General features: G+C 34.6%; 20 protein-coding genes, 4 tRNA genes and 1 pseudogene. 11 read left to right on the top strand and 14 right to left on the bottom strand.

Annotated elements, in window-relative coordinates; translation table 11 throughout:
• Positions 1-38: 38 nt before the first annotated feature.
• From PC_RS09800 to PC_RS01570, 4 genes are all read right to left on the bottom strand, one after another.
• Positions 39-881, bottom strand: a complete 843-nt coding sequence (locus PC_RS09800; protein WP_052278624.1) for a phosphatidate cytidylyltransferase — start codon at positions 879-881, stop codon at positions 39-41.
• 1 nt (position 882) lies between these two features.
• On the bottom strand, positions 883-1,662 hold the full coding sequence (uppS, locus tag PC_RS01560) for a polyprenyl diphosphate synthase (RefSeq protein ID WP_044044726.1): 780 nt from the start codon (positions 1,660-1,662) through the stop codon (positions 883-885).
• Positions 1,663-1,740: 78 nt separating this feature from the next.
• The gene (gene lepA / locus PC_RS01565; protein ID WP_011174872.1) at positions 1,741-3,549 is read right to left on the bottom strand and encodes a translation elongation factor 4; all 1,809 of its coding nucleotides are present in this window, start codon (positions 3,547-3,549) and stop codon (positions 1,741-1,743) included.
• 115 nt (positions 3,550-3,664) lie between these two features.
• A tRNA-Leu gene (locus tag PC_RS01570) sits at positions 3,665-3,748 on the bottom strand.
• Positions 3,749-3,915: 167 nt separating this feature from the next.
• On the opposite strand from PC_RS01570, the gene PC_RS01575 reads away from it, so the two are divergent.
• Positions 3,916-4,971: a RhoGEF domain-containing protein gene (locus PC_RS01575; protein ID WP_011174873.1), complete on the top strand. Its 1,056-nt coding sequence runs from the start codon at positions 3,916-3,918 to the stop codon at positions 4,969-4,971.
• A 4-nt stretch (positions 4,972-4,975) separates the two neighbouring features.
• On the opposite strand, the gene PC_RS01580 is transcribed toward PC_RS01575, so the two are convergent.
• Positions 4,976-7,171: a UTP--glucose-1-phosphate uridylyltransferase gene (locus tag PC_RS01580; protein WP_011174874.1), complete on the bottom strand. Its 2,196-nt coding sequence runs from the start codon at positions 7,169-7,171 to the stop codon at positions 4,976-4,978.
• A 357-nt stretch (positions 7,172-7,528) separates the two neighbouring features.
• Here PC_RS01580 and PC_RS01585 point away from each other — a divergent pair, with 357 nt between their 5' ends.
• The 4 genes from PC_RS01585 to truA all read left to right on the top strand — a co-directional run bounded on the left by PC_RS01585 (position 7,529) and on the right by truA (position 10,428).
• Positions 7,529-7,825, top strand: coding sequence for an SWIB/MDM2 domain-containing protein (locus PC_RS01585; protein WP_011174875.1), 297 nt, complete (start codon positions 7,529-7,531; stop codon positions 7,823-7,825).
• Between the two features lie 186 nt (positions 7,826-8,011).
• Positions 8,012-8,977 (top strand): UDP-2,3-diacylglucosamine diphosphatase LpxG, encoded by a 966-nt coding sequence (gene lpxG / locus PC_RS01590; protein ID WP_011174876.1) that lies wholly within the window; start codon positions 8,012-8,014, stop codon positions 8,975-8,977.
• A gap of 1 nt (position 8,978) precedes the next feature.
• Positions 8,979-9,671, top strand: coding sequence for a 2-C-methyl-D-erythritol 4-phosphate cytidylyltransferase (gene ispD / locus PC_RS01595; RefSeq protein WP_011174877.1), 693 nt, complete (start codon positions 8,979-8,981; stop codon positions 9,669-9,671).
• On the top strand, positions 9,658-10,428 hold the full coding sequence (gene truA, locus PC_RS01600) for a tRNA pseudouridine(38-40) synthase TruA (RefSeq protein WP_011174878.1): 771 nt from the start codon (positions 9,658-9,660) through the stop codon (positions 10,426-10,428). The genes ispD and truA overlap by 14 nt, the downstream gene beginning before the upstream one ends.
• An 11-nt stretch (positions 10,429-10,439) precedes the next feature.
• On the opposite strand, the gene PC_RS01605 is transcribed toward truA, so the two are convergent.
• Positions 10,440-11,123, bottom strand: a complete 684-nt coding sequence (locus PC_RS01605; protein ID WP_011174879.1) for an HAD family hydrolase — start codon at positions 11,121-11,123, stop codon at positions 10,440-10,442.
• Between the two features lie 88 nt (positions 11,124-11,211).
• Here PC_RS01605 and PC_RS01610 point away from each other — a divergent pair, with 88 nt between their 5' ends.
• From PC_RS01610 to PC_RS01625, 4 genes are all read left to right on the top strand, one after another.
• Complete coding sequence (locus tag PC_RS01610; protein WP_052278625.1) at positions 11,212-12,072, top strand: hypothetical protein; 861 nt, start codon at positions 11,212-11,214, stop codon at positions 12,070-12,072.
• A gap of 49 nt (positions 12,073-12,121) precedes the next feature.
• Positions 12,122-12,204: transfer RNA gene (locus PC_RS01615), tRNA-Leu, on the top strand.
• A gap of 70 nt (positions 12,205-12,274) precedes the next feature.
• On the top strand, positions 12,275-12,643 hold the full coding sequence (locus tag PC_RS10235; RefSeq protein ID WP_011174881.1) for a VOC family protein: 369 nt from the start codon (positions 12,275-12,277) through the stop codon (positions 12,641-12,643).
• 741 nt (positions 12,644-13,384) lie between these two features.
• Positions 13,385-14,371, top strand: a complete 987-nt coding sequence (locus tag PC_RS01625) for a peptidase C39 family protein (protein WP_011174882.1) — start codon at positions 13,385-13,387, stop codon at positions 14,369-14,371.
• A gap of 116 nt (positions 14,372-14,487) precedes the next feature.
• Here the strand turns inward: PC_RS01625 and PC_RS10840 are convergent.
• The 8 genes and pseudogenes from PC_RS10840 to PC_RS01665 form a co-directional block, all read right to left on the bottom strand.
• Positions 14,488-15,033, bottom strand: a pseudogene (locus PC_RS10840) (transposase family protein).
• A gap of 189 nt (positions 15,034-15,222) precedes the next feature.
• Positions 15,223-17,073, bottom strand: coding sequence for a hypothetical protein (locus tag PC_RS09805; RefSeq protein WP_011174884.1), 1,851 nt, complete (start codon positions 17,071-17,073; stop codon positions 15,223-15,225).
• Between the two features lie 608 nt (positions 17,074-17,681).
• A complete protein-coding gene (locus PC_RS09810) occupies positions 17,682-19,610 on the bottom strand; it encodes a leucine-rich repeat domain-containing protein (RefSeq protein ID WP_011174885.1) in 1,929 nt (642 codons plus the stop codon).
• A 720-nt stretch (positions 19,611-20,330) separates the two neighbouring features.
• On the bottom strand, positions 20,331-22,139 hold the full coding sequence (locus tag PC_RS10845; RefSeq protein WP_011174886.1) for a leucine-rich repeat domain-containing protein: 1,809 nt from the start codon (positions 22,137-22,139) through the stop codon (positions 20,331-20,333).
• A gap of 403 nt (positions 22,140-22,542) precedes the next feature.
• Positions 22,543-23,058: a type I restriction enzyme HsdR N-terminal domain-containing protein gene (locus PC_RS01650; protein ID WP_052278626.1), complete on the bottom strand. Its 516-nt coding sequence runs from the start codon at positions 23,056-23,058 to the stop codon at positions 22,543-22,545.
• 8 nt (positions 23,059-23,066) lie between these two features.
• Entirely contained in the window at positions 23,067-23,702 is a 636-nt protein-coding gene (gene hpf / locus PC_RS01655) for a ribosome hibernation-promoting factor, HPF/YfiA family (RefSeq protein ID WP_011174888.1), read from the bottom strand.
• 238 nt (positions 23,703-23,940) lie between these two features.
• Positions 23,941-25,017, bottom strand: coding sequence for a dual-specificity RNA methyltransferase RlmN (rlmN, locus tag PC_RS01660; RefSeq protein ID WP_011174889.1), 1,077 nt, complete (start codon positions 25,015-25,017; stop codon positions 23,941-23,943).
• A 14-nt stretch (positions 25,018-25,031) separates the two neighbouring features.
• Positions 25,032-25,104: transfer RNA gene (locus PC_RS01665), tRNA-Arg, on the bottom strand.
• Positions 25,105-25,184: 80 nt separating this feature from the next.
• On the opposite strand from PC_RS01665, the gene recO reads away from it, so the two are divergent.
• The gene (gene recO, locus PC_RS01670) at positions 25,185-25,880 is read left to right on the top strand and encodes a DNA repair protein RecO (RefSeq protein ID WP_011174890.1); all 696 of its coding nucleotides are present in this window, start codon (positions 25,185-25,187) and stop codon (positions 25,878-25,880) included.
• Between the two features lie 51 nt (positions 25,881-25,931).
• Positions 25,932-26,015 (top strand) — tRNA-Leu (locus PC_RS01675).
• The last annotated feature ends 32 nt before the right edge of the window (positions 26,016-26,047 follow it).

Raw genomic sequence — 26,047 nt, forward strand, 5'->3', positions numbered from 1 at the left:
TAATATCCTCATATTATAGAGGAAAGATTTTACTCATGTCATGAAACTTTTAGCCAAAGATACACTAAAGGCAAGGTAAAAACAAGAGAATCTGTCATATCAAGGATGCCCCCTAAACCCGGTAGTTGACTGCTATCTTTGACCCCAGCGTCTCTCTTTAAGATGGATTCAGATAAGTCTCCGAATTGAGAAAGTACACTGATGACTATTCCTAGCCATATACTTTGCCAAAAGGAGATTGGATGTTTAAAAGGGAATACAAAATAATAAAAAGCTAGGCTAGTCAAAAGAGACAATATTAAACCTCCAATGGAACCTTCGATAGTTTTTTTGGGGCTAATATGAGAAGCTAATTTGATTTTTCCGAAAATTTTTCCGCTTATATATCCACCAACATCTGTCATTTTGGTAACAGCAAGTGCATAGGCGAGCCACAAACGTCCATCAGTTATATGAGGAGATGAAAAATAATTGATTTGCAAAGCACATGTCAAAGGGATGACGACATAGCCAATTCCGAATAGGTTGACAGCAATATTACCTAAGGGTTCTAACTGTTTATTAAAATAGGCTAAAAAAAATAGTAGAAGACAGCCTAATAAAACAAAAAGAGGAAGATCAGATAAATTGGGTTCTTGTCCAGCGTAAAAACTGCTGATGACATAAGCTGTTGTTGTTCCCACACCTAATAAATTTAAAGGTTGAAATCCTTTATAATGTGCCAATTGATAATACTCGAGAAGAGCCAATGAGATAATTGCTGCATTAAGTAATACAAAAATAGGTTTAAAGTAAGGAACATGAGAAAAATAAATCGAGATAATGACTAAGAAAATAGTCACGCTGCTTGTGACAACTCGTTGTTTAAACTGATTTGCCAATTTATACGCCTCCCCATCTTCTTTCTCTTTTTTGATAATCGACAATGGCTTCCAGAAGATGATTAGGAGTAAAATCTGGCCAAAGGACAGGTGCAATATAAATTTCTGTATAAGAAATTTGCCAAAGAAGAAAATTACTAATTCTCATTTCACCACTTGTTCGAATTAATAGCTCAGGATCTGGCCATTGATGGGTGTCTAAATATTGAGCGATAGTTGTTTCGTTCACTTCTTCTTTTTTCAAATTTCCCTGTTCGACTTCATCTAATATCCTCGTAAAAGCCCGTTGTAGTTCATTGCGAGAACCGTAGTTCATAGCAAGAATTAAATCAATTTGATCACATGCACAAGTAGCTTTTTTTGTTTCCTTCAAAGTGTCTTTTAAAAATTCAGGAAGAGGATCAAGCTCACCGATGGTTTCTAATTTAATTCCATTTTGAATCATTGAATCACATTGTTCGCTTAGATAAGAGGCAAATAAAAGCATGAGAGCAGAAATTTCATCAAATGAACGAGACCAGTTTTCAGTAGAAAATGTATAGAATGTAATTGCTTTAATTCCAAGTTCCTTTGCTGCTTTAACGGTTTCCATTAAAATATCAGCTCCTTCTCGGTGTCCTTCATTTGAGCTGGATAATCGTTTTCTTGCCCAACGTCGATTGCCGTCAGGAATAATGGCGATGTGTTGTGGGATACGAGAAAAATTTAAACTCTCTAGTTGCGATGGCAAGAAATAGCTAGAACTTTCTTGCAATGGTATAACAGCGTGATCAATCAACATAGACCCTCTAGAAATTTGCAAAAGAATAACGTAAATGGATTTGATCGAATAGATTTATCTTTTGCCAACTCTCCAAAATTAATCTCCAGCTTTTAATACTTCCATAAAGGCACTTTGAGGAATGTTTACTTTTCCGATTTCCTTCATCCGTTTTTTACCCTTTTTTTGCTTTTCCCATAATTTACGTTTACGAGAAATGTCTCCCCCGTAGCATTTTGCTGTGACATTTTTGGTGATTGCTCGAATTGTTTCTCGCGCCACAACTTTTCCGCCAATAGCTGCTTGAATAGGAACCTTAAAGAGCTGCATGGGAATAACTTCAACTAATTTAGCACAGATAGCTCGTCCTTTACTCTCTGCTTTAGTTCTGTGTACTAAGCAAGAAAAGGCATCAACAGGTTCTTCATTAACACGAATTTCAAGTTTGATTATTTCACTTGGTTCATAGCAATCAAATTCATAATCAAAAGATCCATAACCTTTCGTAATCGATTTTAACTTGTCATTAAAGTCTGTAATGATTTCATTGAGAGGAAGACGATATGTTAATAATAATCTACGAGCATCCATGGTCTCTGTTTTCGTGCAGACTCCTCGTTTATCCATTCCTAGGTTCATGATAGCTCCTAAATATTCGGATGGAATCATGATGTGACATTTTACCCACGGTTCTTCGACCATTCGAATAAATGTGGGATCTGGGTAATGAGCGGGGTTGTCAACAGTTTTGACTACTCCATCATCAAGTGTAAAACGATAAATGACACTAGGAGCTGTAGAAATAATATCAATGTTAAATTCTCTTTGAATTCGCTCAAAAACTATCTCTAAGTGTAGCAACCCAAGGAATCCACATCGAAAACCAAAACCAAGTGCTGTACTACTTTCTTGCTCAATATGCAAAGCAGAATCATTCAATTGAAGCTTACCTAATGCATCTCTGAGCCCTTCAAATTCCGTTGCGTCAATGGGATAGATTCCTGCAAAGACTACGGGAGAAATGATTTTAAAACCTGGAAGTGCTTCAGGGGCAGGATATTTTTGCAGAGTAATGGTATCGCCAATTTTGACATCAGAAGGGGTTTTGATATTGGCAATCATATAACCGACTTCTCCGGGTCGGAGTTGTTCAACAGGTTTTTCTTTAGGGGTAAACATTCCCACTTCTAATACTTCAAAGTTTTTGTTGGTGGCCATCATTTTAATGAGAGAGCCCCGCTTGATTTCTCCACTCATGACACGAATATAAACCATGACACCTCGATAAACATCATAGTGAGAGTCAAAAACAAGCGCTCTTAATAAATTGTCTTTTGGCTCTTGGGGAGGAGGTACTGCTGTGAGAATTCTCTCAAGAACATCTTTGACACCTAAACCAGATTTTGCGGAACAACCAATTGCATCTGAGGCATCTAATCCAATCACATCTTCGATTTGTTTACGCACTCCTTCTACATCGGCTGCTGGAAGATCAATTTTGTTGATAACAGGAACAATTTCTAGATTTCTTTCCAAAGCTAAATGTACGTTGGCTAGGCTCTGTGCTTGCACGCCTTGACCTGCATCAACAACAAGGATGGCTCCTTCACAGGCCGCTAAAGAACGCGAAACTTCATAAGTAAAGTCAACGTGGCCTGGAGTGTCAATGAGGTTAATTTGATAAGTTTGCCCATCATTCCCTTTATAATACATTGTGACAGGGTGGGCTTTGATCGTAATGCCTCTTTCTCTTTCCAGATCCATGTCATCTAACAATTGCTCTTGCATATCGCGGGCAGCAACTGTATTAGTTAACTCTAGTAGACGATCAGCAAGCGTAGATTTTCCGTGATCTATATGAGCAATGATTGAGAAATTGCGGATATTGTTTAAATTGTGGCAATGCATAGATGATTGATTTCCAAAATGGTTGGGAGAGAATCAAATTTAATGGATTTAAGGAAACATTTCAAGCGAATTGCATGGGGTAAAAGAACAATAGATATCTGAATGAATAAAGAATTGCGGCCAAGATGACTCGAACATCCACCGAGTTACCCCGACTAGAACCTGAATCTAGCGCGTCTACCAATTCCGCCATGGCCGCATTTAAAAAATAATAACCATATCTTTTTTTGAATTTTTTAAAAACAAAAATATTTATAGTGAATAAACTATTATTTTTATTGGTTGTTTTGTATTGAAAAATTTATTTTTTTTAATTTAAAATATAAAATTAATTTAAACTATTTTTAATAAAATAATAGGTTAAAAATGCATCCATCGCAAGAAGTCAAAAGCTTAAATCTCATTGAGAATGTCAATTTTGACAGAGCATCGAACCCAACAGGCGAATTACAAGGAAGATCAGTTTCCTCCTCTTCCACTCACTCATCACCGAGTTTGCAACAGAGTCGAGTCAAACTTGTGCAAGAACAAATTGGTGACAAAATTATGCCTGGTCTTATTAGGAAAGATTCAAATAAAGAGCCTGTAATAGAGCAAATTTCCAAAAGTGAATTGGAAAATGATAGTTCGCCCATTCATACAAGAAAGGCAAGATCTGATTCTCTGCCTATTTTTTTTGGATCAAGTATAAAGAAAGAAAAAAATATAAAAAACACTCCCTCTTCTACCTGTTTACAAATAATACCAATAAAAAAATCTGAGGTTGAAAAAACTAGTCCCATCATTGCCATCGAAGAGAAGAATGAAGCAATCGCTTCAATTCTTTTAGAAATCATAGAGACAGAACAAACCTTTTTTGGAAATTTAGAAAAACTAGAAAATTTAAGAGAAATGATTGTACACCAAGGAAAATTTTTTAAATTTCTTGATAAATCAGAACTGCAAATCAAACAAGTTTTAGAGAATTTGTTAGGGGAAGCTCACAAACTGAAGCTTTATTCTGAATTTTTCATTCAAGCTTTACAACACAAATCTCAAACCAAATCAAATTTTCAAACGATTATAGGAATTTTGATGGGGTTAAATTATCAAACATTTATTAACGTTCCTCATTATTATAATCGCTATTTGAGTTGTTTGAGAAAGCTTCCCTCGAATAAATTGAAAGAAAAATTGAACGATAAACTAAAAGAAGAGTTGAATAATCATTTCGAATCGATAGCTGTTACAATGGTCCAAAGGCTTCCTAGATATGAATTATTTATTAAAAGTTTAATCGAGAAAACAGAACAAGATTTAAACACTTATCAAAAAGAATATACTGATTTAAAAAAAGCTTTAGAAAATGTTCAATTAGCAGTAAGCAAGATGAACCAAAACGTGACCTACTCCATTGCTTTACCAAGCCCAAGTTCAAGCTGAAAATCTAAAAATTTGAGTTAAATTTTTTAGTGAGTTGGATGGTATTGTTCGAATCGATTTGGTAAAGCCATGTCCAAGTTGGTTGTTGGATTGGAGTCAATTCTTCGATCCAATTATTTCCAGAAGTCGATTTCAAAGTTAAACGATGATGAGCAGGAACTTCAAAACATTGATTCCCAACTATTGTAAGATGCTCAGCATAAAACTCTGCCCCTTCTTTCAAAACCACTTTCATACATTCATGCCTAACCAGATCATTTTTCCAAAATTGTTGTGTGTTTTGAAAATCAATTCCTCGATTTCTAATTGTCACATGATGAAGGGAGCAGCGGGGTTCTTTACCGTAATGGAGAATACCTTGTTCATTATACTGTCCAAGTGGTGTAGAAGATTCAAGAATTAAACTTCCTTCAAGATCAATTTGTTTTAAATCTACTTCTGCTAATTCGATTTGGAGCTCCGAACCTTTTGAGAGACGTCCAAAGCTTATTTTTTGTTGAATAATAGAATAAAGAGGACCTAATGCAGGATGAAAGAGAAATAGGCAAGAAGGTCCATTTTGAAGTTGATCTTCAAAAAATTGCTCAGGAGGGACTGTGATTTGACAATAGGATGCTAATAATCTTTGATTATTTAATAAAACATCATAGTAAGCATTTTCAGGAGTGGAAATAGGCGATTCTGCAGGTTTATAAGTGTTTTTTGTTGTAGAAATGGTTTTACAGCGATCGTTAAATACGATAAAGGTCTTTAATTCTTTTTTTAAGCTTTCCTTTGATAATGGGTTCGGAAAGCGATCCATCATGTAATCGGCAATATTTTGCATGGTCGATTCAAGTCTTCCACCAGAAATTTGAGAAATAATTCCCTGTGCATCTATATAAGGAACCTTAGCTTTCATATTAATTAATTGTCCGGGAATGGGGCAGAGCCTTAATGCATCTTGTATAGCGGGAATATGGACAAATAAAATATTGGTATTTGTGGGGTAGATCGAAAAAGAACTTCCTTTTTCAGCAGGTTCTTCCCCGATGCCACGTAAAGTAAAATCTGTATATTCTATATTCGTTAAGCGATATTCAAAAAAGTCTGGGTAGTAGGTTTCAATAACAACGTTTGTGCCTTCGGCACTATTAAGTAAGCGCTCGCAAGAAAGAAAACCAAAAGCTTTTTTCTTTTTACAGCCAATGCCGATTAAACCAAAGATTGAGTTATCCACACTAGCTAGGGGGTTATTGATTTGTCTGACTAATGCTTGATGAATTCCGATTTCATGTAGCCAAGCAAACACTCCTTGTTCTTCAGCTAACTTCCAGATGACTCCGTGTCCTCCAGGTTTCAAGTTTAAAGTTAAGAGAGCTGATAAAGACCAATTTCCTTCTTCTGTAACAACAGGAACAAGAGGTTGAATAAAAAAATGAAAGAGTTCCGCAGATCTACCGAACCAGTTTGAATGTTGGCAAATGTCTAAAATATGCGCATGATTATTTTTTTCCATTGAGGTCATCATGGCGATAGGCGTTTGGATTTGCCGATTGTAAAGTTTAAAGTAAAGATATTCTCTTGCTTGTAAATCTCTGATTAATCCTTCTAGTAGTGTTTTCCCTAAAAAAGGTAAAACAGCTGCGGGAAGTGGAGTTGAGGTAGTTTCGTCAATAAGATTAAGCCGATCTCCCGCTCCACCCACTGGGTAAATTTCAGCAATTTTATCTAGATTTTCTATCCCTGTTGTAATCATTTGTTTAACTAGGGGTGTTTCTTTACCTAAATAAAGTCCTTCTGGCTTAATATAATTAACGTTGTTGAGAATGGGATTTTTTTTTGTTTTTTGAGAAGAAATCATGGATAAGATTGTTAAATGATAACCAGCAATTCCTCCCATATAAGCATAAAATTCATCAATCCTAACAAGTTGGTGCATCAATTTTTTCAATAGATTAAGACATTTTTCATCTTGGTCAATGAAATCGCGGAGAATAATAGGGCCTTGACCGATCGCGATCAAAGATTTGAGTGCACATTCTCCCTCAGGACTTAAGGTATTTATCATTTTTTTTAGGGCAGGGTTTGCTTGAAGAAAATCAATGACAACTGAAAGGTTATTGAAGATTTGATTTTTTTCAAATGTCGATTGCGTTTTTTGCAGTTTGGTTACCAAATATTGCAAATCTCGAATTTGCTGCTCTAAATTTACACTCATTTTGCTCCAACAATATACCTTCTAAAACCCTATTCCGATCAGATCTTAACAATGAAACGTGAAAGGATGCCCTAATTATAAATTTTATACCATGTTAAAAATTATTTATTGATTAGAAGAGGCCTATAAATCAAAATAGAAGAGAGACTTGCCATTTAACAGTAAAATTCTTTTGTTTTGAGTATCTAAGGATCTTTGTTTTCTGTTAAAGTACTTTTTTAATCTGCATTTTGGATTTTTATTCTTGCTAAACAAAATGTTTTGACTAGAAAATCCAACAGAGATAATAAAAGAATTCGAATAAGATGACTCAGTGTCTCATTTAATAGTGTTCATCAATATCAAAGGAGATTTAGGATGACAAAAGATACTAAAGACAAAAAAAATTCTGCGTTTATGAGACCCGTGCAAGTTAGCGAAGTTCTTGCTGAAATCGTTGGAAATGGCCCTATGCCAAGAACTGAAGTGACCAAACGTGTATGGGATTATATCAAAAAAAATAAATTACAAGATCAAACCAATAAACGTAATATCAATCCCGATGCCAAACTTGGTAAAGTATTGGGATCAGATCAATCAATTGATATGTTTAAAATGACTAGCAAAATTGCCAAGCATTTAAAAGAACCTGAAATGTCTAGTACTAAACAATAAAATTTGTTTGGTTCCGGTCATCCTTTTTAGCTTTAAGTAAATTAATCATGCGTCTGTAAACATAAATTTACAGACGCATTTTTTACTTAGTCTACCTTTTATTTATTTTCCATTCCCCGCTATAATAGCGAAATTTCAATTAGGCAAAATCATAGAATAATTTTAAGCGATGTTTATGGAATGGTTATGAATACTAAAAAGACATGGAGTGAATGGCTTTGGGATTTCTGGTGTATCGTGTCTATTATAGGAATTTGGCCTCGCTTTATTGAACCACAATTATTAGGTGTTTCAAAGTTGACATTGCCTATTGCTAATCTTCCTTCGTCTTTAAGTGGGCTGACTATTCTTCAATTTAGTGATCTACACTGGAACAACTTATTTTCAAAAAGATTAGAAAAAAAGTTAATTAATAAAATTAAACGATTGAAACCCGATATTATTGTTTTTACGGGAGACTGGATATGCCGTTCAAAAATCGAAAAGAAAGAACAATTAAAATTTTTTTTAAATCAATTACAGGCTCCCCTGGGTTGCTTTACCATTTTTGGTAATCATGATTATGACCGCTTTGTGACCATAAATGAAAAAGGGGATTATGATGTGGAATATCCTTCCTCTTCTTCAAATATCGGAAAAGGGTTTGGACGTTTATTGAGTTCTATTCGCTTAACAGGAAAGGTGACTGACGCTGCAAAATCAACCCTAATTCATGCAGAGCTTTGCGAACTGCTGAAAGAAACTCCTTTTCAAATGCTCGATAATGAAACAATAACTATTTCTCACAAGAATAAGCAATTGAATATTTGTGGTCTCGGCGAGTATTCTTTGGGTCGCTTTGATCCTGAAAAAGCTTTTCGGAAATACAATAAGGCGTATCCAGGTGTTATCCTTTCTCATCATCCAGATACAATTGAAATCCTTAAAAAATATCCCGGAGATCTTATATTAGTAGGCCATACGCATGGAGGTCAGGTTAACCTTCCATTTTTTTGGAGTAAATTTACTCAACTTGAGAACAAAAAATATAAGCGAGGGCTTAAAATCGTGGATAAAAAATGGGCTTACATCAATCGTGGAATTGGTAGTGTTATCCATTTTCGTTGGTTTGCTACGCCTGAGTTGACTTTGATGACTTTAAAACAAGGATAAGATGGAACATCAACTAATTCCTTTTACAGTTGTTCTTTTAGCTGGTGGAATGGGAACCAGAATGAAAAATCTTATTCCCAAACAATATCTAACTATTCAAGAAAAACCTATTGCTTTACATAGCTTTGAGAAATTGGCTTCAATGCCTGAAATTGAGCAAATGATTGTTGTTTGCGAACCTCAATACGAACAACTTTTTACAGTCTATAAGTTGAATAAGCCTCTTATTTTTGCGAGACCAGGATTGCGTAGACAAGATTCTTTATGGAATGGAATTAAATTAATAGCTGGCAATCCCTTGGTTTGTATCCATGATTCTGCCCGTCCTTTTATTGAAATCGATCGGATTAGACAAACTGTTGCGGAAGCGGAAAAATGGGGGGCTGCTGTATTGGGTGTACGAGTAAAAGCGACGATTAAGATTTGTGAAGAAAAGCAATTTATCGTCAATACTCCAAATCGCGCATTTCTTTGGGAAATGCAAACACCTCAAATTGTGAGGCTAAAACTTCTTTATGACGGTTTTTCTGTTGCTCAAAAAAATGAATTAACTGTAAGTGATGATGTTTCCTTAGTGGAATTAATAGATAAACCAGTCAAAGTGGTTGAGGGATCTTATCTTAATATTAAAATTACAACACCAGAAGATCTTCTGATCGCTCAAAGTATTTTAAAAAATCATGCATTGCTATAAATTAACGATAGCTTACGATGGAACGAACTACAGTGGATGGCAAATCCAACCTAATGCTTCTTCCATCCAACAAAAAATTCAAGAAGCTCTTTGCATTCTTTTAAAAAAAGAAAAAGTTGTTTTGGTAGGTTCAGGACGCACGGATGCTGGAGTTCATGCCAAAGGGCAAGTAGCTCATTTTCATTTTCAAGACTATATCGATCTATCACGCCTTCACGTTTCCTTAAATGGATTATTGCCGCGCGATATTCGTATTAAAGCAGTTGAGCCTGTTTCACCTCGGTTTCATTCGCAGTACAGTGCAATTCGAAAAGAATATCATTATTATTTGCATTTAAATAAAGTGATGGACCCTTTTCAACGTTTATATAGCTGGCATTTCCAAAGAAAAATAGATGTAAATATATTAAAAAAAGCGGCTATTTTATTTACGGGCACTCATGATTTTACCTCATTTGCTAATGAAGCTCACAGAGGAACTGCAGCTAAAAATCCAGTAAGAACTCTTTATCGTTTAGATATCAAACCAAACGAAGGAGGCCTTCGATTAGAATTTGAAGGGGATGGATTTTTGTATAAGATGGTAAGAAACATCGTTGGAACTTTAATGGATGTTGCTTCACATAAAAGAGCTATAGAAGAAATTAATCAGATTTTTGCTGCTAAAAATCGTCGTCAGGCAAGCCTTGCTGCTCCACCTGAAGGACTTTTTCTTATTCAAGTTTTTTACGAAAATGAAAATGGATGTTTGGATTAATTTTAATTTTTTTAAGGATGATTATTTTCTGTAATCGTATTAAAATTTGGGTAATAGCTTAATTCCGGAGCTAATACTTCATTTAAGTAAGGGGAATTAGGAGGGCAAACTAAAACAGCTTTCGCTTGTGTTTGTAAAAGAGCATTTAATCCTCTTGGGCTGTCTTCAAAACCGATTACTTTATCTTCTTTTTCAGCATATCTTTCGATAGCGGTTAAATAACACTGTGGGTCAGGTTTGGGGTGAATATAATCTTCTCTTGTTATCCAATAAGGAATGGAGTTTAAAATAGGGTTTTGTTCTCGAATAGTTTTAATAAGTTGAAAAGCAGAATGAGTAACGACACACCGATTAATATTAGCTTCTTTTAATGCCAGTAAAAGATCGCTAACACCTGGCATTAATTGTACACGGCCTTCTTGTAAAAGTTTCATAAAAGCTTTTTTCTTTTCTTCATATAAAATGTTCCACTCAGGTTCTTGCTGATAAAGGGCTGGAAATTGAGCGTATATAGCATCCCTTAAGCCATTGGCATGGTGGTGTGCAAATCCTGAATATTGCTCAAAACTCCAAGTAATTTTAAATCCTCTTTGTTCACACATTTTTTGATAGGCTTGAAAGTGTAAAATTTCGGTATTGACCAGAAGTCCATCGAAATCAAATAAAAAAAGTTGATAATGTTGAATCCAATTCATAAATCTACTGAAATTTACCTTCTTGAGAAGTGTTTATTTTAAAAATGATATAATAACAAATTCCAAAAATAAATGGGCAAATTGTCATATGTTTCAAGTTATCATAGCTAATAAGTTAAATCTATTACCCTTAAAATTTCTGGTTATTTTTTTTATTTTTCTTACTAGTTGTTCTTCTTCCTCTAAATCCACAGCTACTCCTTCTTCATTAACTGGAGAATATATTTATCGTCACCACGAAGATTCTCAGATTCAAGTTGAACCAATGATTTTTGTTAAACGTAAAACCTATCCTTGGGAAGAAAATCAATCTGGTGCTTATCCAAAAATTACTAAAGATTTTTTTCGTTGTAAAGGAACGAGTTTAAATCCTGTACGTCTAGTTCAAAAAGAAAAAGAACTAGTCCGTTATTATGATTGTGGGGGTCCACAAAAACATAGTCTTCCTCTTAAAAATCAAAAAGAATTTATTTATCCTATCTTAATTGATTTATTAAATTACATTCAGGTTAAAACAAATAAACGAGTTGTAATTACATGTGGTCATTGCTGCCCTGATCATAATGTGTATGTGGATTCTTCTCCCTCGTATCAATTTAATAAACATCTCATTGGTGCAGAAGTCGATTTTTACGTTCAAGGGCTTGAGTATCAGCCTGAAAAGATTATTGAATTGATTTTGAATTATTATCAAGAGATGCCTAAATATAAGGGGTTAAAAGATTTTCAAGAATTTAAACGTTATGAAAAAGGAGACAGTAAGGTTTCTACCAAACCATGGTACAATCAAGAGATTTTTTTAAAGTTGATAAAAAAAAGTGAAGGAAGAGACTTCGATAATCGTCATTCTTACCCTTATCTCTGTGTGCAAGTTCGCTACGACTGGGAAACTAAACAAAAAGTGCATTATTCATGGAGTCAAGCATTCGGTAATTTTCATCGATGGTAATTCTTTTGACAAAATTGAGCAGATATGTATGATATTAACATCAATATTTGCCGATGTGGCGGAATGGTAGACGCGGTAGACTCAAAATCTACTTCTAGCAATAGAGTGCTGGTTCGAGTCCGGTCATCGGCAAATCCCTAACCGAATGTTTCTTAAGAAACATTCGGTTTTTTTAAGCTCAAAAAATTTTAAAGGAAATATTATGAACCCTATTGGTATGCAGCTCGCGTGGATTACTGTCTCGAATATTAATAGTGCTATTAAATTTTACACAGAAATTATGGGTTTTGAACTTCGTGAGTTTAATGAACATTTTGGATGGGCCGAGCTTTCAGGCAAGGAAGGAGCACGTTTAGGCCTAGCTCAGGCTAATGCTGATTTTGGCTATAAGCCTGGAACTAATGCAATTGTAACAATTACAGTGGATAATATTGAAAAAGCGCGTGAAGAATTAGAACACAAACAAGTCAACCTGATTGATGGAATTATTGAAATACCAGGTGAGGTTAAGTTGCAAACATTTACAGATGTTGACGGTAACATTTTTCAGCTATGCCAGCGATTAAAATAACTATACCTGAAAACAAGAAGTTTTTTACCAAGGTTAGAGATAGTTTAAGCCTTTAGTTAATTCTTCATTCTAACAAGGCAAACTTTAATGTGTGAATCCATTTTAGATTAAATCGACTTAAAACGTTCTTCTATCAAATGAGGACGGTTTTTAAAAGCTATGCACATCATTTATGGATGCCTTTTGTTCATTTTTTGATAGAGATTAATCAATGCTCTAGTCGCGTTAATAAATTACGAAGCTGTGCAGAATATAGGAATTTAATTTATAGACAAGAAGGACACTTTATAACAAACACCAGTACTTCATAAACTTAGTTACCCGTATTCTTCAAATCTGAGAATTTTTTGAAAGCCAGAATGATAAAAAATTTTTGCTGAAGAACGCCATCTCGGGAATACTTAATAAAAGCCTACCTTACCCTATTATATACAAGCCTTTTTTCAATAATTAAAGCACATCGGAGAATTTTTATAGATATTCATAGAGCAGGGCATTTCTAATCAATTTTTTAAAAAATTGATTCTTCTTAAAAACGTAAAAAAACACTTTCTATTTTAAAATTCTGTATTTTCTTTTATCTGAAATGTTTTTCTATTCCCTTTCGACCCATGAATTCCACCTAAACGTATACTTAAAAAAGTTTTAAGATAACAAAAAGAAGTTCAAAATATATATATAACCCTATAGTTTTATATATATTTTAATTTTGTTTTTTATTTTTAGAATGCAAGGCTTTTGATGAAAAATATTTTTTTTTGGTCAATTTTAATGATACTATTAACTTCCTCAGTTTATACCAATGAATTAATGCATCGATCTCTTTTGGTAACGGAGAAAAAACAAGATATTTTTGTTTGGGAAGAAATGCTATTAAATTCTTTTGATGAATTAATTGTATCTTGGGATGCAAAAAGGCCAGTAGAGGGGTCATACTTAATTCAAGTAAGTTTGTTTATTAAAGAATGGTCTCCATGGCTTGATTATGCGTTTTGGGGTGCCCATGATCAATATACATTTAAAAAAAAATTATCTAAAGCAAACTTACAAGTCTGTCAAAATATTGTTGAGGTTCTAAAAGGCAATAAAGCGAACGGATTCCGAATTCGTGTAATAGCGAAAGATAATGCTTCTTTAGAGCAATTTAGAACGTTGCATATTTCTGCTACAGATCATACTACACATAAAGTTATTGCAACCGCTTTCGAAAATATATTCATTAACTTAGAAATTGCTGGACTTTCTCAAATTACTTTACCCGATGAACGTCACTTGCGTTTATGCTCGCCAACTTCTACAACTGCTGTAATACGGTTTTTATCAAATTCTTTGAATCTCTCACCGCTTGAATTTGCAGATACCGTTATAGACTCTGCATTCGATATATATGGGAGCTGGATTTTAAACACTGCACAAGCTTCCCACAAACTCGGAAATCCTTGGAATTGCTTTGTAGCTCGCTTTACAAATTTTAACCAAATTGTTGATCAATTACGTAAAGGATATCCTGTTGTAGTAAGCGTAAAAGGACCATTAAAAGGCAGTGCTCTTCCTTATGAGTCAGGACACTTATTAGTGGTGAAAGGGTATGATTCAAAAAAACAAGAAGTATTTTGTATAGATCCAGCGTTTTCTACAAATGAGTTAACCCATGTCACATATGCTTTGGATGATTTTCTGGTAGCTTGGGGTAGACGAAAAGGAATCGCTTACGTTTTCGATCAGTAAGATTTTAAATCAAATCTTCATAAGTAAACTATTTTTTGCCCTGTCATCTATGAATCTTTGATTTTAAGTAATTGCTTATTCAATTGAAGGAGGTTAATAAACTGAATTTTGGGTTTTTAGGCAGCCATTAACAACAGGCAATGCTGCTCTGCTAAGTTTATAGATGGCTTTTTAGGTTGATGAGTATAGGCGGGTAATCCTGGCTAATAATTAATTAAAAAATTTTCGGCGTTTCTGTGGCGTGTCTGTTCAAATTGAAAAATATTTTTTAATTGATCATTTTCCGTTTAATGCGTTTATTATGGCAAATATCTATCGATATAGAATCAATAAAAACAATTCCTGTGATTTCTCCTCTTTTGTCCAGAAGAAAAGCAAATAGAGGAACAAAAAAGTTCTTCTTTAAATAAACAAAGTGGCTAGTACTCATTAAGTTTGGAAATTTTTTAACTAAGTATTTAGTAAGATAACCATAAAAGTGCTTAAATACTCGATCATTCGATTGATGAAATAAAATAACAATTGTCACCCTCTCTGGAATTGATCATTCAGATTAGGGCCTTCGCTTTGTCTTGCCAGGATCAATTAGGTGTTTATCCCATTTTTGCTCAAAGGACTTTCAAGAAATCATCTAAACGATAATAAAAGTTGATTAAATCCATTTTGACCTCTCATGTCATGCCAAACATGGGTTGTGGAAAATAAATGTTTTAAATCGTGCAGAGGACTTTTGCTATTTAAATTTTATTAGCTTTTTCTGAGGGAATAATACTTCTGTATTCTGCATCATTAAGAGTTTTTGTGCCAACACAAACCTAAATGTGATTTATCTACTAGGAATTTAAAATGCGCTAATTCAGAGGCATCGAGTGTTTTCTTATCAATGTAGGCAAACCCCACTGTCCTCTACGTAAAAAGCTAGTATATGCTAATTTAGCTTGAAGAAGATGTCTGTAATGATAAAGGTCGTCCCAAGGCTGTGAAGCCTCAAAGTGGGGAATTAAATGCGCTAATCCAGCTTCATTGAGATCGGGCGAGTACCAACTCAGAACTAACTGCCGTAAATTTACTAAGGAAGTCAAATGCATTAATCCAGTTTTAGTGAGATTATCGCAACAACGCAGATTCAGATGCTGTAAATTTACTAAGGATGTCAAATGCATTAATCCAGCGTCAGTGAGATTATCGCATCCACTCAGATCTAAATGCTGTAAATTGACTAAGGGTGTCAAATGCATTAATCCAATGTCAGTGAGCTCATTGCAGCAACATAAATTTAAATACTGTAGATCTATTAAGGGAGCCAAATACGCTAATCCAGCGCCGGTGAAATTCAGTGGGCACCAACTTAGATCTAAATGCTGTAAATTGACTAAAGGTGTCAAATGCGCCAATCCAGCATCAGTGAGCTTAGGGCACTTGCTCAGATTTAAATGCTGTAAATTGACTAAGGGCCTCAAATGCGCCAATCCAGCGTCAGTGAGCTTATTGCAACAGTGCAGATTCAGATGCTGTAAATTTACTAAGGACCTCAAATGCGCCAATCCATCGTCAGTGAGCTTATCGCACCAGTGCAGATTCAGATGCTGTAAATTGACTAAGGGTGTCAAATGCGCTAATCCAGCATCCGTGAGATTGGACATGTCCCCACTCAGATTTAAATGCCGTAAATTTACTAAGGGAGCCAAATGCGCTAATCTAGCGTCAGTAAGCTCCCAGCTTTTTAATGCTAAGAGATGAATATCTGTTAGATAAGCATATTCTGAAAAATTGAGCCCTTCTATTGCATTTGCAAAGTAATTTATAATTTTTTCAAATTCTGTTAAATGAGAAGCCTGGTTTAATAATGAACTTACCACTGTGAGTTCTAAATAATTTTTTAAAGTGTTTAATTGGTATTGCTGCGCAAAATTTAAAAGTTCTTTTAATTTCACTAAGCTATCTTCGCTAGAGTTAAATAGCTCAAATTTCTTGGATTTATATGCGTCAAGCAACCGTTGTTCTAAATTCTTCACAACCTCTGTCAGTTGATAATAGTCGGCTAATTGAATGAAAGAACAAATTTTTTTTAAAGGAACTTTATAATTAGCATCTAACAGGCAATTAAGCAGATGAATAAACTCTTTTTGTGTCAAAGTGAGAGGATCTCGAAGAGTTTCTTTGAAATTTCCTGACCAAAGGCTCTTAAAATAGAGCGATTTTTCCATTAACAAAGATAGTTGAGAGCTAGAGATGTTTAGAGATGTTTTATCCAGAAAGCTCAGTTTAAATTCTTCTTGGGGAAAAGGCAAAGGATTAGAAGGTTGAATTGTGGATGCCTCAATTTCTTCTATGCCAGCTAAAGAATTTACTAAGGGTTTGTTTTCGTCCTTAGAATTATCAATAGTTTCCTGAGTGCGAGCCTTTTCTGAAGAAGGGAGGACAAAAACTGAAGTTTGAGTCGAGCTTGATAAAGATACACTAGATTCTGGACGAGTTGTGGCAATCTCTTTTCGCCCCCAAAAGATCTCTCTCCATTGAGATTGAAGCTGATCTCTATTGATATAGTTAAAGAATAGGTTCAGAAAGTTCTGAAAAATTGTTTTGCATAATAAATTTATTCGTTCAGAAAACCTTAAATGATCATTCGATCGATAGTAGAGGTGAGTATCTGCATTGGCAATGAGAGTTTGCCGATTAAAACTTGGATTATGAATATGCATAATTACCCTCCAAATTATTTGGATAATTTTTAATTATATTATATATAAAAAATATTGCAATATTAATGAAATTATATATGTAATTAAAGTTAAAAAGAGAATTGCTCTTATCGATCGATAGTTGAAAAGATTTTATTCAAATAGGAAAAAACAGCAAAGAAATTGGTTCCAATTTCATATTTAAATGAACAGTCTTCAGTTTGTTGAACAAAAAATGGATAAAGTTATTTATCCAGCTGGAGCAAAAAGCAAATATACTTTAACTATGACGGTTAAAAAATCCATACTAATTCTACGGTGGGTTTAAATCTAATTCATGAGTTAATCAGCAATAACGAAAAATAAATGTAAAGAGGGGATACAAGCAAGAGCTAAGGCGTTTTCGTTGCATTTTAGATCAATATGATCTTCATTGCTTCTTAAAGGATAAAATAGATTAAATGTGGTATTTCAAACATTCAAAATATGTAAATAACTCTTTCTAATCTAGCAAAATGGAGAATACACTTTACTGGCTAAGAATGGAAACCTTATTCTTTAGACATCACTAGGAAATCTGTAATTTTATTTGCTTTAGAAAAGCGAATAATATTTCTGTATTTAGCATTTTAAGAGTTTTTGTACCAACGCAGATCCAAATGTGGTTTAGCTACTAGGAATTTAAAATGCGCTAATCTAGCGCCAGTGAGCTTATTGCAGCAACGCAGATCTAAACGCTGTAAAGCCACCAAAGGTGTCAAATGCGCTAACCCAGCGTTAGTGAGTTTACGACACTCACTCAGATCTAAATGCTGTAAATTTATTAAGGGAGTCAAATGCGCTAATCCAGCATCAGTGAGATTATCGCATCTATTCAAACCTAAATGCTGTAAAGCCACTAAGCGAGTCAAATGTGCTAATCCCACATCAGTGAGTCTACGGCACCCGCTCAGACCTAAATGCTGTAAAGTCACTAAGGGAGTCAAATGCGCTAATCCAGCGTCAGTGATATTAAAGCACCAACTCAGATCCAAATGCGTTAAAGCCACTAAGGGAGCCAAATGCGCTAATCCAGCATCAGTGAGACTAACGCAACAACATAGCTTTAAATGCTGTAAAGCAACTAAGGATGACAAGTGCGCTAATCCAGCGTCAGTAAGATTTCTACAATAGTTCAGATCTAAATATTGTAAAGTCAATAAGAGCGCCAAATGCGCTAATCCTCTATTAGTAAGCTTATCGCATTCACGCAAATCTAAATGCGTTAAAGCCACTAAGGGAGTTAAATGTGCTAATCCTGCATCGGTGAGTTTATTGCACCAACTCAGATTTAAATGCGTTAAAGCCACTAAAGGTGTCAAATGCGCTAAGCCTGCATCCGTGAGATTATGGCAACTAGATAAATTTAAATGTTGTAAAACCACTAAGGGAGCTAAATGTGCTAATCCAGCGTCAGTGAGATTTTTACAATAGCTCAAGTTTAAATGCTGTAAAGCCATTAAGGGAGTCAAGTGTGCTAATCCAGCATCGGTAAAATTGTGGCATGCTTGAAGTTGAAGCACTTTTAAATTTTTACAATTTTTTAACGTTAAGAGTTGAGCATCAGTCAAATGAGCATTCTTTGAAAAATTAAGTGCTTCTATCTCATTTGAAAAGTGGTTTAAAATTTTTTCAAATTCTGTTAAATGAGAAGTCTGGTTTAATAATGCACTCACAACTGTGAGCTCTAAGTAATTTTTTAAAGTATTTAATTGATATTGTTGCGCAAAATTTAAAAGTTTTTTTAATTCTATTAGGTTGTCTTCATGGAAGTTAAATAGCTCAAATTTATCTGATTTGTATGCATCAAGCAGCTGTTTTTCTAAATTTTTCACAACTTCTGTCAGTTGATAATAATTGGTCAGTTGAATGAAAGAACAGATCTTTTTCAAAGGAACTTTAAAATCGTCATCCAGGCAATTGAGCAGTTTAGTAAACTCTTTTTGCGTCAAAGCGAGAGATTCTCGAAGAGTTTCTTGAAAATTTCCCGACCAAAGACAGTTAAAATAGGGTGATTTTTCCCTTAACAAAGATAGTTGAGAAATATGGATAATTAGAGAAGTTCCATCCTGAAAGCTTAGTTTAAATTTCTCTTGGGAAAAAGGCGAAGGATTGGAAGGTTGAATTGTGGGTGCCTCAATTTCTTCTATGGCAACTAAAGAATTTACTAAGGGTTTGTTTTCGTCCTTAGAATTATCAATAGTTTCCTGAGTGCGAGCCTTTTCTGAAGAAGGGAGGACAAAAACTGGAGTTTGAGTCGAGCTTGATAAAGATACACTAGATTCTGGACGAGTTGTGGCAATCTCTTTTCGCCCCCAAAAGATCTCTCTCCATTGAGATTGAAGCTGATCTCTATTGATATAGTTAAAGAATAGGTTCAGGAAGGACTGAAAAATTGTTTTGCATAATAAATTTATTCGTTTAGAAAATTTTAAACAATCGTTTGATGGATAGTAAAAGTGAATGTCTGCATTGGCATTGAGAGTAGGTTGATGAAAATTTGGATTATGAATATACATAATTATCCCCCAAATTAGCTAAATAATTTTTAGCTATATAATACAATCAATATTAGTGAAATTAAAATAGGCAATTAGATTTAAATGAAAATTGCTCGATCGATGGTTGAAGGAATTTTGTTCAAATATGAAAAATCCGCAAAGAAATATCTAATTTCGTCACTTAAATAACTAATCTTCAGTTTGTTGAACAAAAAATGGATAAAGTTATTTATCCAGCTGGAGCAAAAAGCAAATATACTTTAACTATGACGGTTAAAAAATCCATACTAATTCTACGGTGGGTTTAAATTTAATTCATGAGTTAATCAGCAGTAACGAAAAATAAATGTAAAGAGGGGGTACAAGCAAGAGCTAAGGCGTTTTCGTTGCATTTTAGATCAATATAATCTTCCTTGCTTCTTAAAGAATAAAATAGATTACATGTGGTATTTCAAGCATTCAAAACACGTAAACAACGTTTCTAACCTAGCAAAATAGGAATATACTTTGTCCATTACGATTGCGCGTTTTACTCACCGCTCAGCACTAGTAATTTTAAAATTTTATTAGCTTTTTCAGAGCGAATAATATTTTTGTATCTAATGTCACTGGGATTTTTTGTACCAACGCGGGTCCAAACGCTTTAAAGCCAAAGTTGTAAAATGCGTTATTCCAGCACGTGTGGTTAGGGCATAATCTCATTCAAATGTTGTAAAGCCACTAAGGGAGTCAAATGCGTTATTCCAGCACAGCATCAGTGAGCTTATCGCATCCACTTAGATCTAAATGCTGTAAAGCCAGCAAGGAGGCTAAATGCGCTAATCCGGCGTCCGTGAGCTTACGGCAACAACTTAGATTCAAATGCTGTAAAGCCACCAAGGGAGTTAAATGTGCTAATCCAACGTCAGTAAGCTTTCTACAATAGCTCAAGTTTAAATGCCGTAAATTTACTAAGGAAGTCAAATGCGCTAATCCAGCGTCCGTGAGCTTAGGGCATCTATTTAGATCTAAATGCTGCAGAGCCACTAAGGGAGTCAAATGCGCTAATCCGGCGTCCGTGAGCTTACGGCACCAACGCAGGTTCAAATGCTGTAAAGCCACCAAGGGAGTTAAATGTGCTAATCCTGCATCGGTGAGCTTATCGCACCAACTCAGATTTAAATGCGTTAAAGCCACTAAAGGTGTCAAATGCGCTAATCCAACGTCAGTAAGCTTATCGCATCCATTCAAACTTAAATACTGTAAAGCTACTAAGGGTGTCAAATGCGCTAAGCCAGCGTCAGTGAGCTTATCGCATGCACTCAGACCTAAATGCTGCAAAGCCATTAAGGGAGTTAAATGCGCTAATCCAGCATCCGTGAGATTATCGCATCCACTTAGATCTAAATACTGCAAAGCCACTAAAGGTGTCAAATGTGCTAATCCAGCGTCAGTGAGATTCTTACAATAGCTCAAGTTTAAATGCTGTAAAGCCATTAAGGGAGTTAAATGCGCTAATCCAGCATCAGTAAGATTATTGCATTCACTTAAATCTAAATGTTGCAAAGCCAGTAAGGGGGCTAAATGTGCTAATCCAGCATCCGTGAGATTGTGGCATCTTTGAAGATAAAGTTCTTTTAAATTTTTACAATTTTTTAAAACTAAGAGATGGGTGTCAGTCAAATAATCATTCTCTAAAAAATCGAGTCTTTCTATCTCATTTGAGAAATGCTTTAAAATTTTTTCAAATTCCGTTAATTGGGAAGTCTGGTTTAATAATGAACTCACAACTGTGAGTTCTAAATAATTTTTTAAAGTGTTTAATTGATATTGCCGCGCAAAATTTAAAACTTCTTTTAATTCCACTAGGCTATCTTCGCTAGAATTAAATAGCTCAAATTTCTTGGATTTATATATGTCAAGCAACTGCTCCCCTAAATTCTTCACAACTTCCGTCAGTTGATAATAATCGGCTAGTTGAATGAAAGAAGGGATATCTTCCTCAGAAACTTTAAAATTAGCATCCATTAGGCAGTTAAGCAGATGAATAAACTCTTTTTGTGTCAAAGTAAGAGGATCTCGAAGAGTTTCTTGAAAATTTCCCGACCAGAGACTCTTAAAATAGGGCGATTTTTCCATTAACAAAGATAGTTGGGAACTAGGGATGATTAGAGATGTTTCATCCTGAAAGCTCAGTTTAAATTCTTCTTGGGGGAAAGGCAGAGGATTGGAAGGTTGAATTGTGGATGTCCCAATTTCTTCTATGGCAGCTAAAGAAGTTACTAAGAGTTTGTTTTCATCCTTAGGATTATCAAAAGTTTCCTGAGTGCGAGTTCTTTTAGAAATAACAATCTCCTTTCGCCCCCAAAAAATCTCTCTCCATTGAGACTGAAATTGATCTCTATTGATATAGGTAAAGAATGGGTGCAGGGAGGACTGAAAAATTTTTTTGCATAATAAACTAATTCGTTCAGAAAATTTTAAACGATTGTTCGATCGATAGTAAGTATGAATATTCGTATTGGCAATGAAATTACTAGGATTAAATCTTGTATTATAAATATGCATAATTATCCTTTAAATTAGCTAAATAGTTTTTAATTATATTATATACAATCAATTTTAGTAAAATTAAATATGTAATTAAAGTTAAAAAGAGAAATGCTCTTATCAATTGGTAGTTGAAAAAAAATTTTTAAATAGTAAAAAACCAGTAAAGGTATTGATTTCAATTCCATCACTTAAATGAACAATTTTCAGTTTGTTGAACAAGGGATGGATAAAGTTAGTTATCTAGCTGGAACAAAAAGAAAATATATTTTTATTTATTACGGTTAAAAAATTCAAGTTAGTATGGGATGTTTGTTGAATAGAATTTCATCTGCTCGGGCCGGGTCCCCAGATTCAACGGGCCTTTTGAATCGTCGCCATTATTCCCACAAAATCTTTCTAAAGCTTAATTTTCATCTGCTCATTTTATTAGTTCCGAAGGATCAAATATTAATTTATTATGGTTCGGATCGATAAGGGATAATTTTGCTTGCTGCAGAAGAGAAGGGTAAGAAAAAATATTTGTAATAGCTTGATAATCTTTTTGTTGAGGATCGTACCAACCAAGTCTTTTTTCGTCTTGATTTGCCAATCCAATAAAACAAGCTTTAAGAAATTGATTATAACCTACGACTTGGCGCATAGCTTTATCTGTGAGAGGGACAGCTTTACATTCGATCAATAACAAAGGATAAAGAGGAAAAGAGGGATGAAGGTGAGGGGTGAGAATAACAAGGTCAGCCCTTCTTTTGGGAATTTGTTGAGGGGGAATATGACGCAGATGAGGCATTTGACTTAAAGTGACTTCTAGAGCCAAACTTCCTATCGGATAACCCAAATTCTGCGTCATATGACTGATTAACAATTGCCTAACTTTCTCTTCAGGTGTTTCTAAAATCCATTTCTTTCGAACAGAACAGAAAAGTTGATTAGGCATAGATCACATTAGCTGTTTAAATCAATAATTCCATAGTGACCATCTTTACGTCTGTAAATCACTTTCAATTTTTGATCTTCTTCATTTTTGAAGATCAAAAACACATCTTGAGAAAGCTCCATTTTCATAATAGCTTCATCAAATGTCAAGGTTTTAAGAGGGCGTGTTTCTCGTTTGACAATTTCATGTCCGCCAACAATGTGGCCATTGGTGACAGAAGCAGAAAATTCACTTTCTTCCTCTTCCATTTCCTCTTCAGCACTAGGATTGCGAAGCACATTTACATTCATATCAATAATAGCTAAGCTTTTTGCGTGATGGTCTTGAATTTTTGATTTGTAACGACGAATTTGAGCTTCAAGTCTTGCAATCGCTTTATCAATTGAAGCATACATATCAGGTGTTGCTGCTTGGCTTTGGATTTTTGTATGCCCTGCTTTTAAGATAATTTCTACTTTGTGGTCAATTTTTTGGATATCCATGATCACATTCACATCAATGATGCGATCCATGAATCGCTCAATCTTAGAAATTTTTTCCATGGCATAACTTTTCATGGAATCTGTAATTTCGACATGCCGACCTGTAATTTTAACATTATATTCAGTATCTACAAATTCTAAGGCTTTTGCTTTGCGATTCATACGTACCTCAATGAGTTAACCTTGACGTTTTAGTTTTGCAGTAGCTAAAGTAAGTTTTGGAAAGAAAGTTACCTATTATCCAAGTCTCACTAAAAAGGCAACGAATACTCAGCCTTTATGATTTTATTATAACACTCTGATTTGTCGTTGCAAAGAGAAATTGATTCATACACGGTAGCTGTTTATTCTTTGGATTTTATGATAAAAAGTTTAAGAATTGATAGTCAATCTAACTTTTTTATTCTTTTAGTATCGGCAGAATAAAGGGTTTTTTACGTTTCAGCTCAAGGTTGCCTAACTGTCCACAAGCTGCCATAATTTTTTGTCCTTTAGTTTGCCTTAGAAGTGTATAAAATCCTTTTTCTCGAAGATAACTGGTAAAATTTTCAAGAGTGGATTGCTCAGGAGATTGAAATCGGTCACGACTTTGGGGATTGTAGGGAATCAAATTAATTTTAACATTGAGTCCGGATAAAAAATTGGTTAATTGTTTAGCGTGCTCGATTGAATCATTTTGCTCCTTAATGAGAACATAAGCAATTAAAACTTGTTTACTAGTTTGTTTACAAAAATCATAGATAGCTTGATAAAGCTCTTTTAAGGGATATTTTTTGTTAATAGGCATGAGCTTGTTACGCAACTCATCATTGGGAGCATTTAAAGAAACCGCTAAATTAGGGAGTGGGGTTGTTTCTTGCAATAATCGGTAAATTCCTTCTAAACAACCACTCGTGGAAATAGTAATACGATTATTTCCCAAACCAAATCCATGGGAATCTGTTAAAATGCGAAATGCATGCATGACAGTATCATAATTATCAAAAGGTTCTCCCATTCCCATGAAAACAATATTTCTAACTGAAAAATGTAAACGGAATTTCGCAATGAAAAGTTGACTGAGAATTTCTTGGGTCGTTAAATTTCTCAAAAGACCCATTCGACCTGTTTCACAAAATGCACATCCCATTTGACATCCAATTTGTGAGGAAATGCATAGAGTCCCACCTGCTTGCATGGGAATTAATACAGACTTGATATCTAAGTCATCTATAGTTTTAATTAAAAATTTTCCTGTTTGACCATCTGTCAAATTTTGTGAAATGGGTAAAAAAGAGAAATCGGTTAGAGAAAGAATATTTTGTAAAAGGGCTTGAGCATTTTTAAATGCTGGATTTAGTCCACTGATATTACCTCTGCGAAACCATTCTTGATAAACGAGTTTTGCGTGTTGAAAGCCTTTACCAAGTTCATGACTAATCGCGTTGGCATAGCTTTCAGAGGTATGCGATAAAATTGATATAGGAGGAATCTTCACGTTATGATGTACTATGCACCGAAGAGGGCTCGAACCTCTAACCACCCGGTTCGAAGCCGGGTACTCTATCCATTGAGCTATCGGTGCGATAAGAATTAATGCATTTTAACAGCTAAGAGATTAGACTATAGAATTTTGAAGATTATAAGTCAAAAAGTATTGATATTATGTTATCAGAATTTCAAACGGCTGAAGGTATTATTTTAAAAGTCATTCCTTTTCGTGATTATGATCAGATTTTAGCCATTTTTACTAAGGAAGCTGGCTTAATCAAAGTTTTATGCAAAAAGAGTCGAAATAAAAAAGGAGGGGCAAAGAGTCATTACACGCCTTTAACAAAGGTGGAATTGGTTTATAAAGAACAAAAAGGTGAAATTTTTAATTGTCATGAAATATCAATTTTAGATTTTTACCGTCATTTACGGACCGAACTCAGTCATTTAAATGCTGCTTGTGACATCATACAGCTTCTTTACCAGACGCAATTAGTAGGAAAGCCTGCTCCTCGACTTTTTACTTTGACTGAAATTTATTTGAAAAAAATTCCCCAAACCCAATTTCCGGATATTTTAACCACAAGCTTCCGTTTAAAACTACTAAAGCATGAAGGAATTTTAGCCCATCCTTTGGTCTGCAGTGTTTGCCTACAACCACTTCATCAAGAAGCTTTTTTTTTTCGAGGGGAAGTATTTTGTCGTTTACACTATCCTATGGGAGCCAGCCATTTACGTGAAAACGAAATAAATGTATTATATCAATTATTGAATTGTAAAAATTATCAAGAATTAACTGAAATTACTCTTTTTTCTCAAACAAAAAACAAAATTGAGAGATATTGCAAAGAAACTATGCAAAAACAGTAAAATCTATTTGCCTCTATAGCTTAAAAGTGTTAAAATTTTTTTCTTATCTATGCGAAGGTGGCGGAATTGGTATACGCGCTACTTTGAGGTGGTAGTGAGGGTTTCCTCGTAGGGGTTCAAGTCCCCTCTTTCGCAACTTTTCAACTAAAACTCTGTTTTTTTTATTC

It is taken from the genome of Candidatus Protochlamydia amoebophila UWE25 (genome assembly GCF_000011565.2).
Lineage (GTDB): Bacteria > Chlamydiota > Chlamydiia > Chlamydiales > Parachlamydiaceae > Protochlamydia > Protochlamydia amoebophila.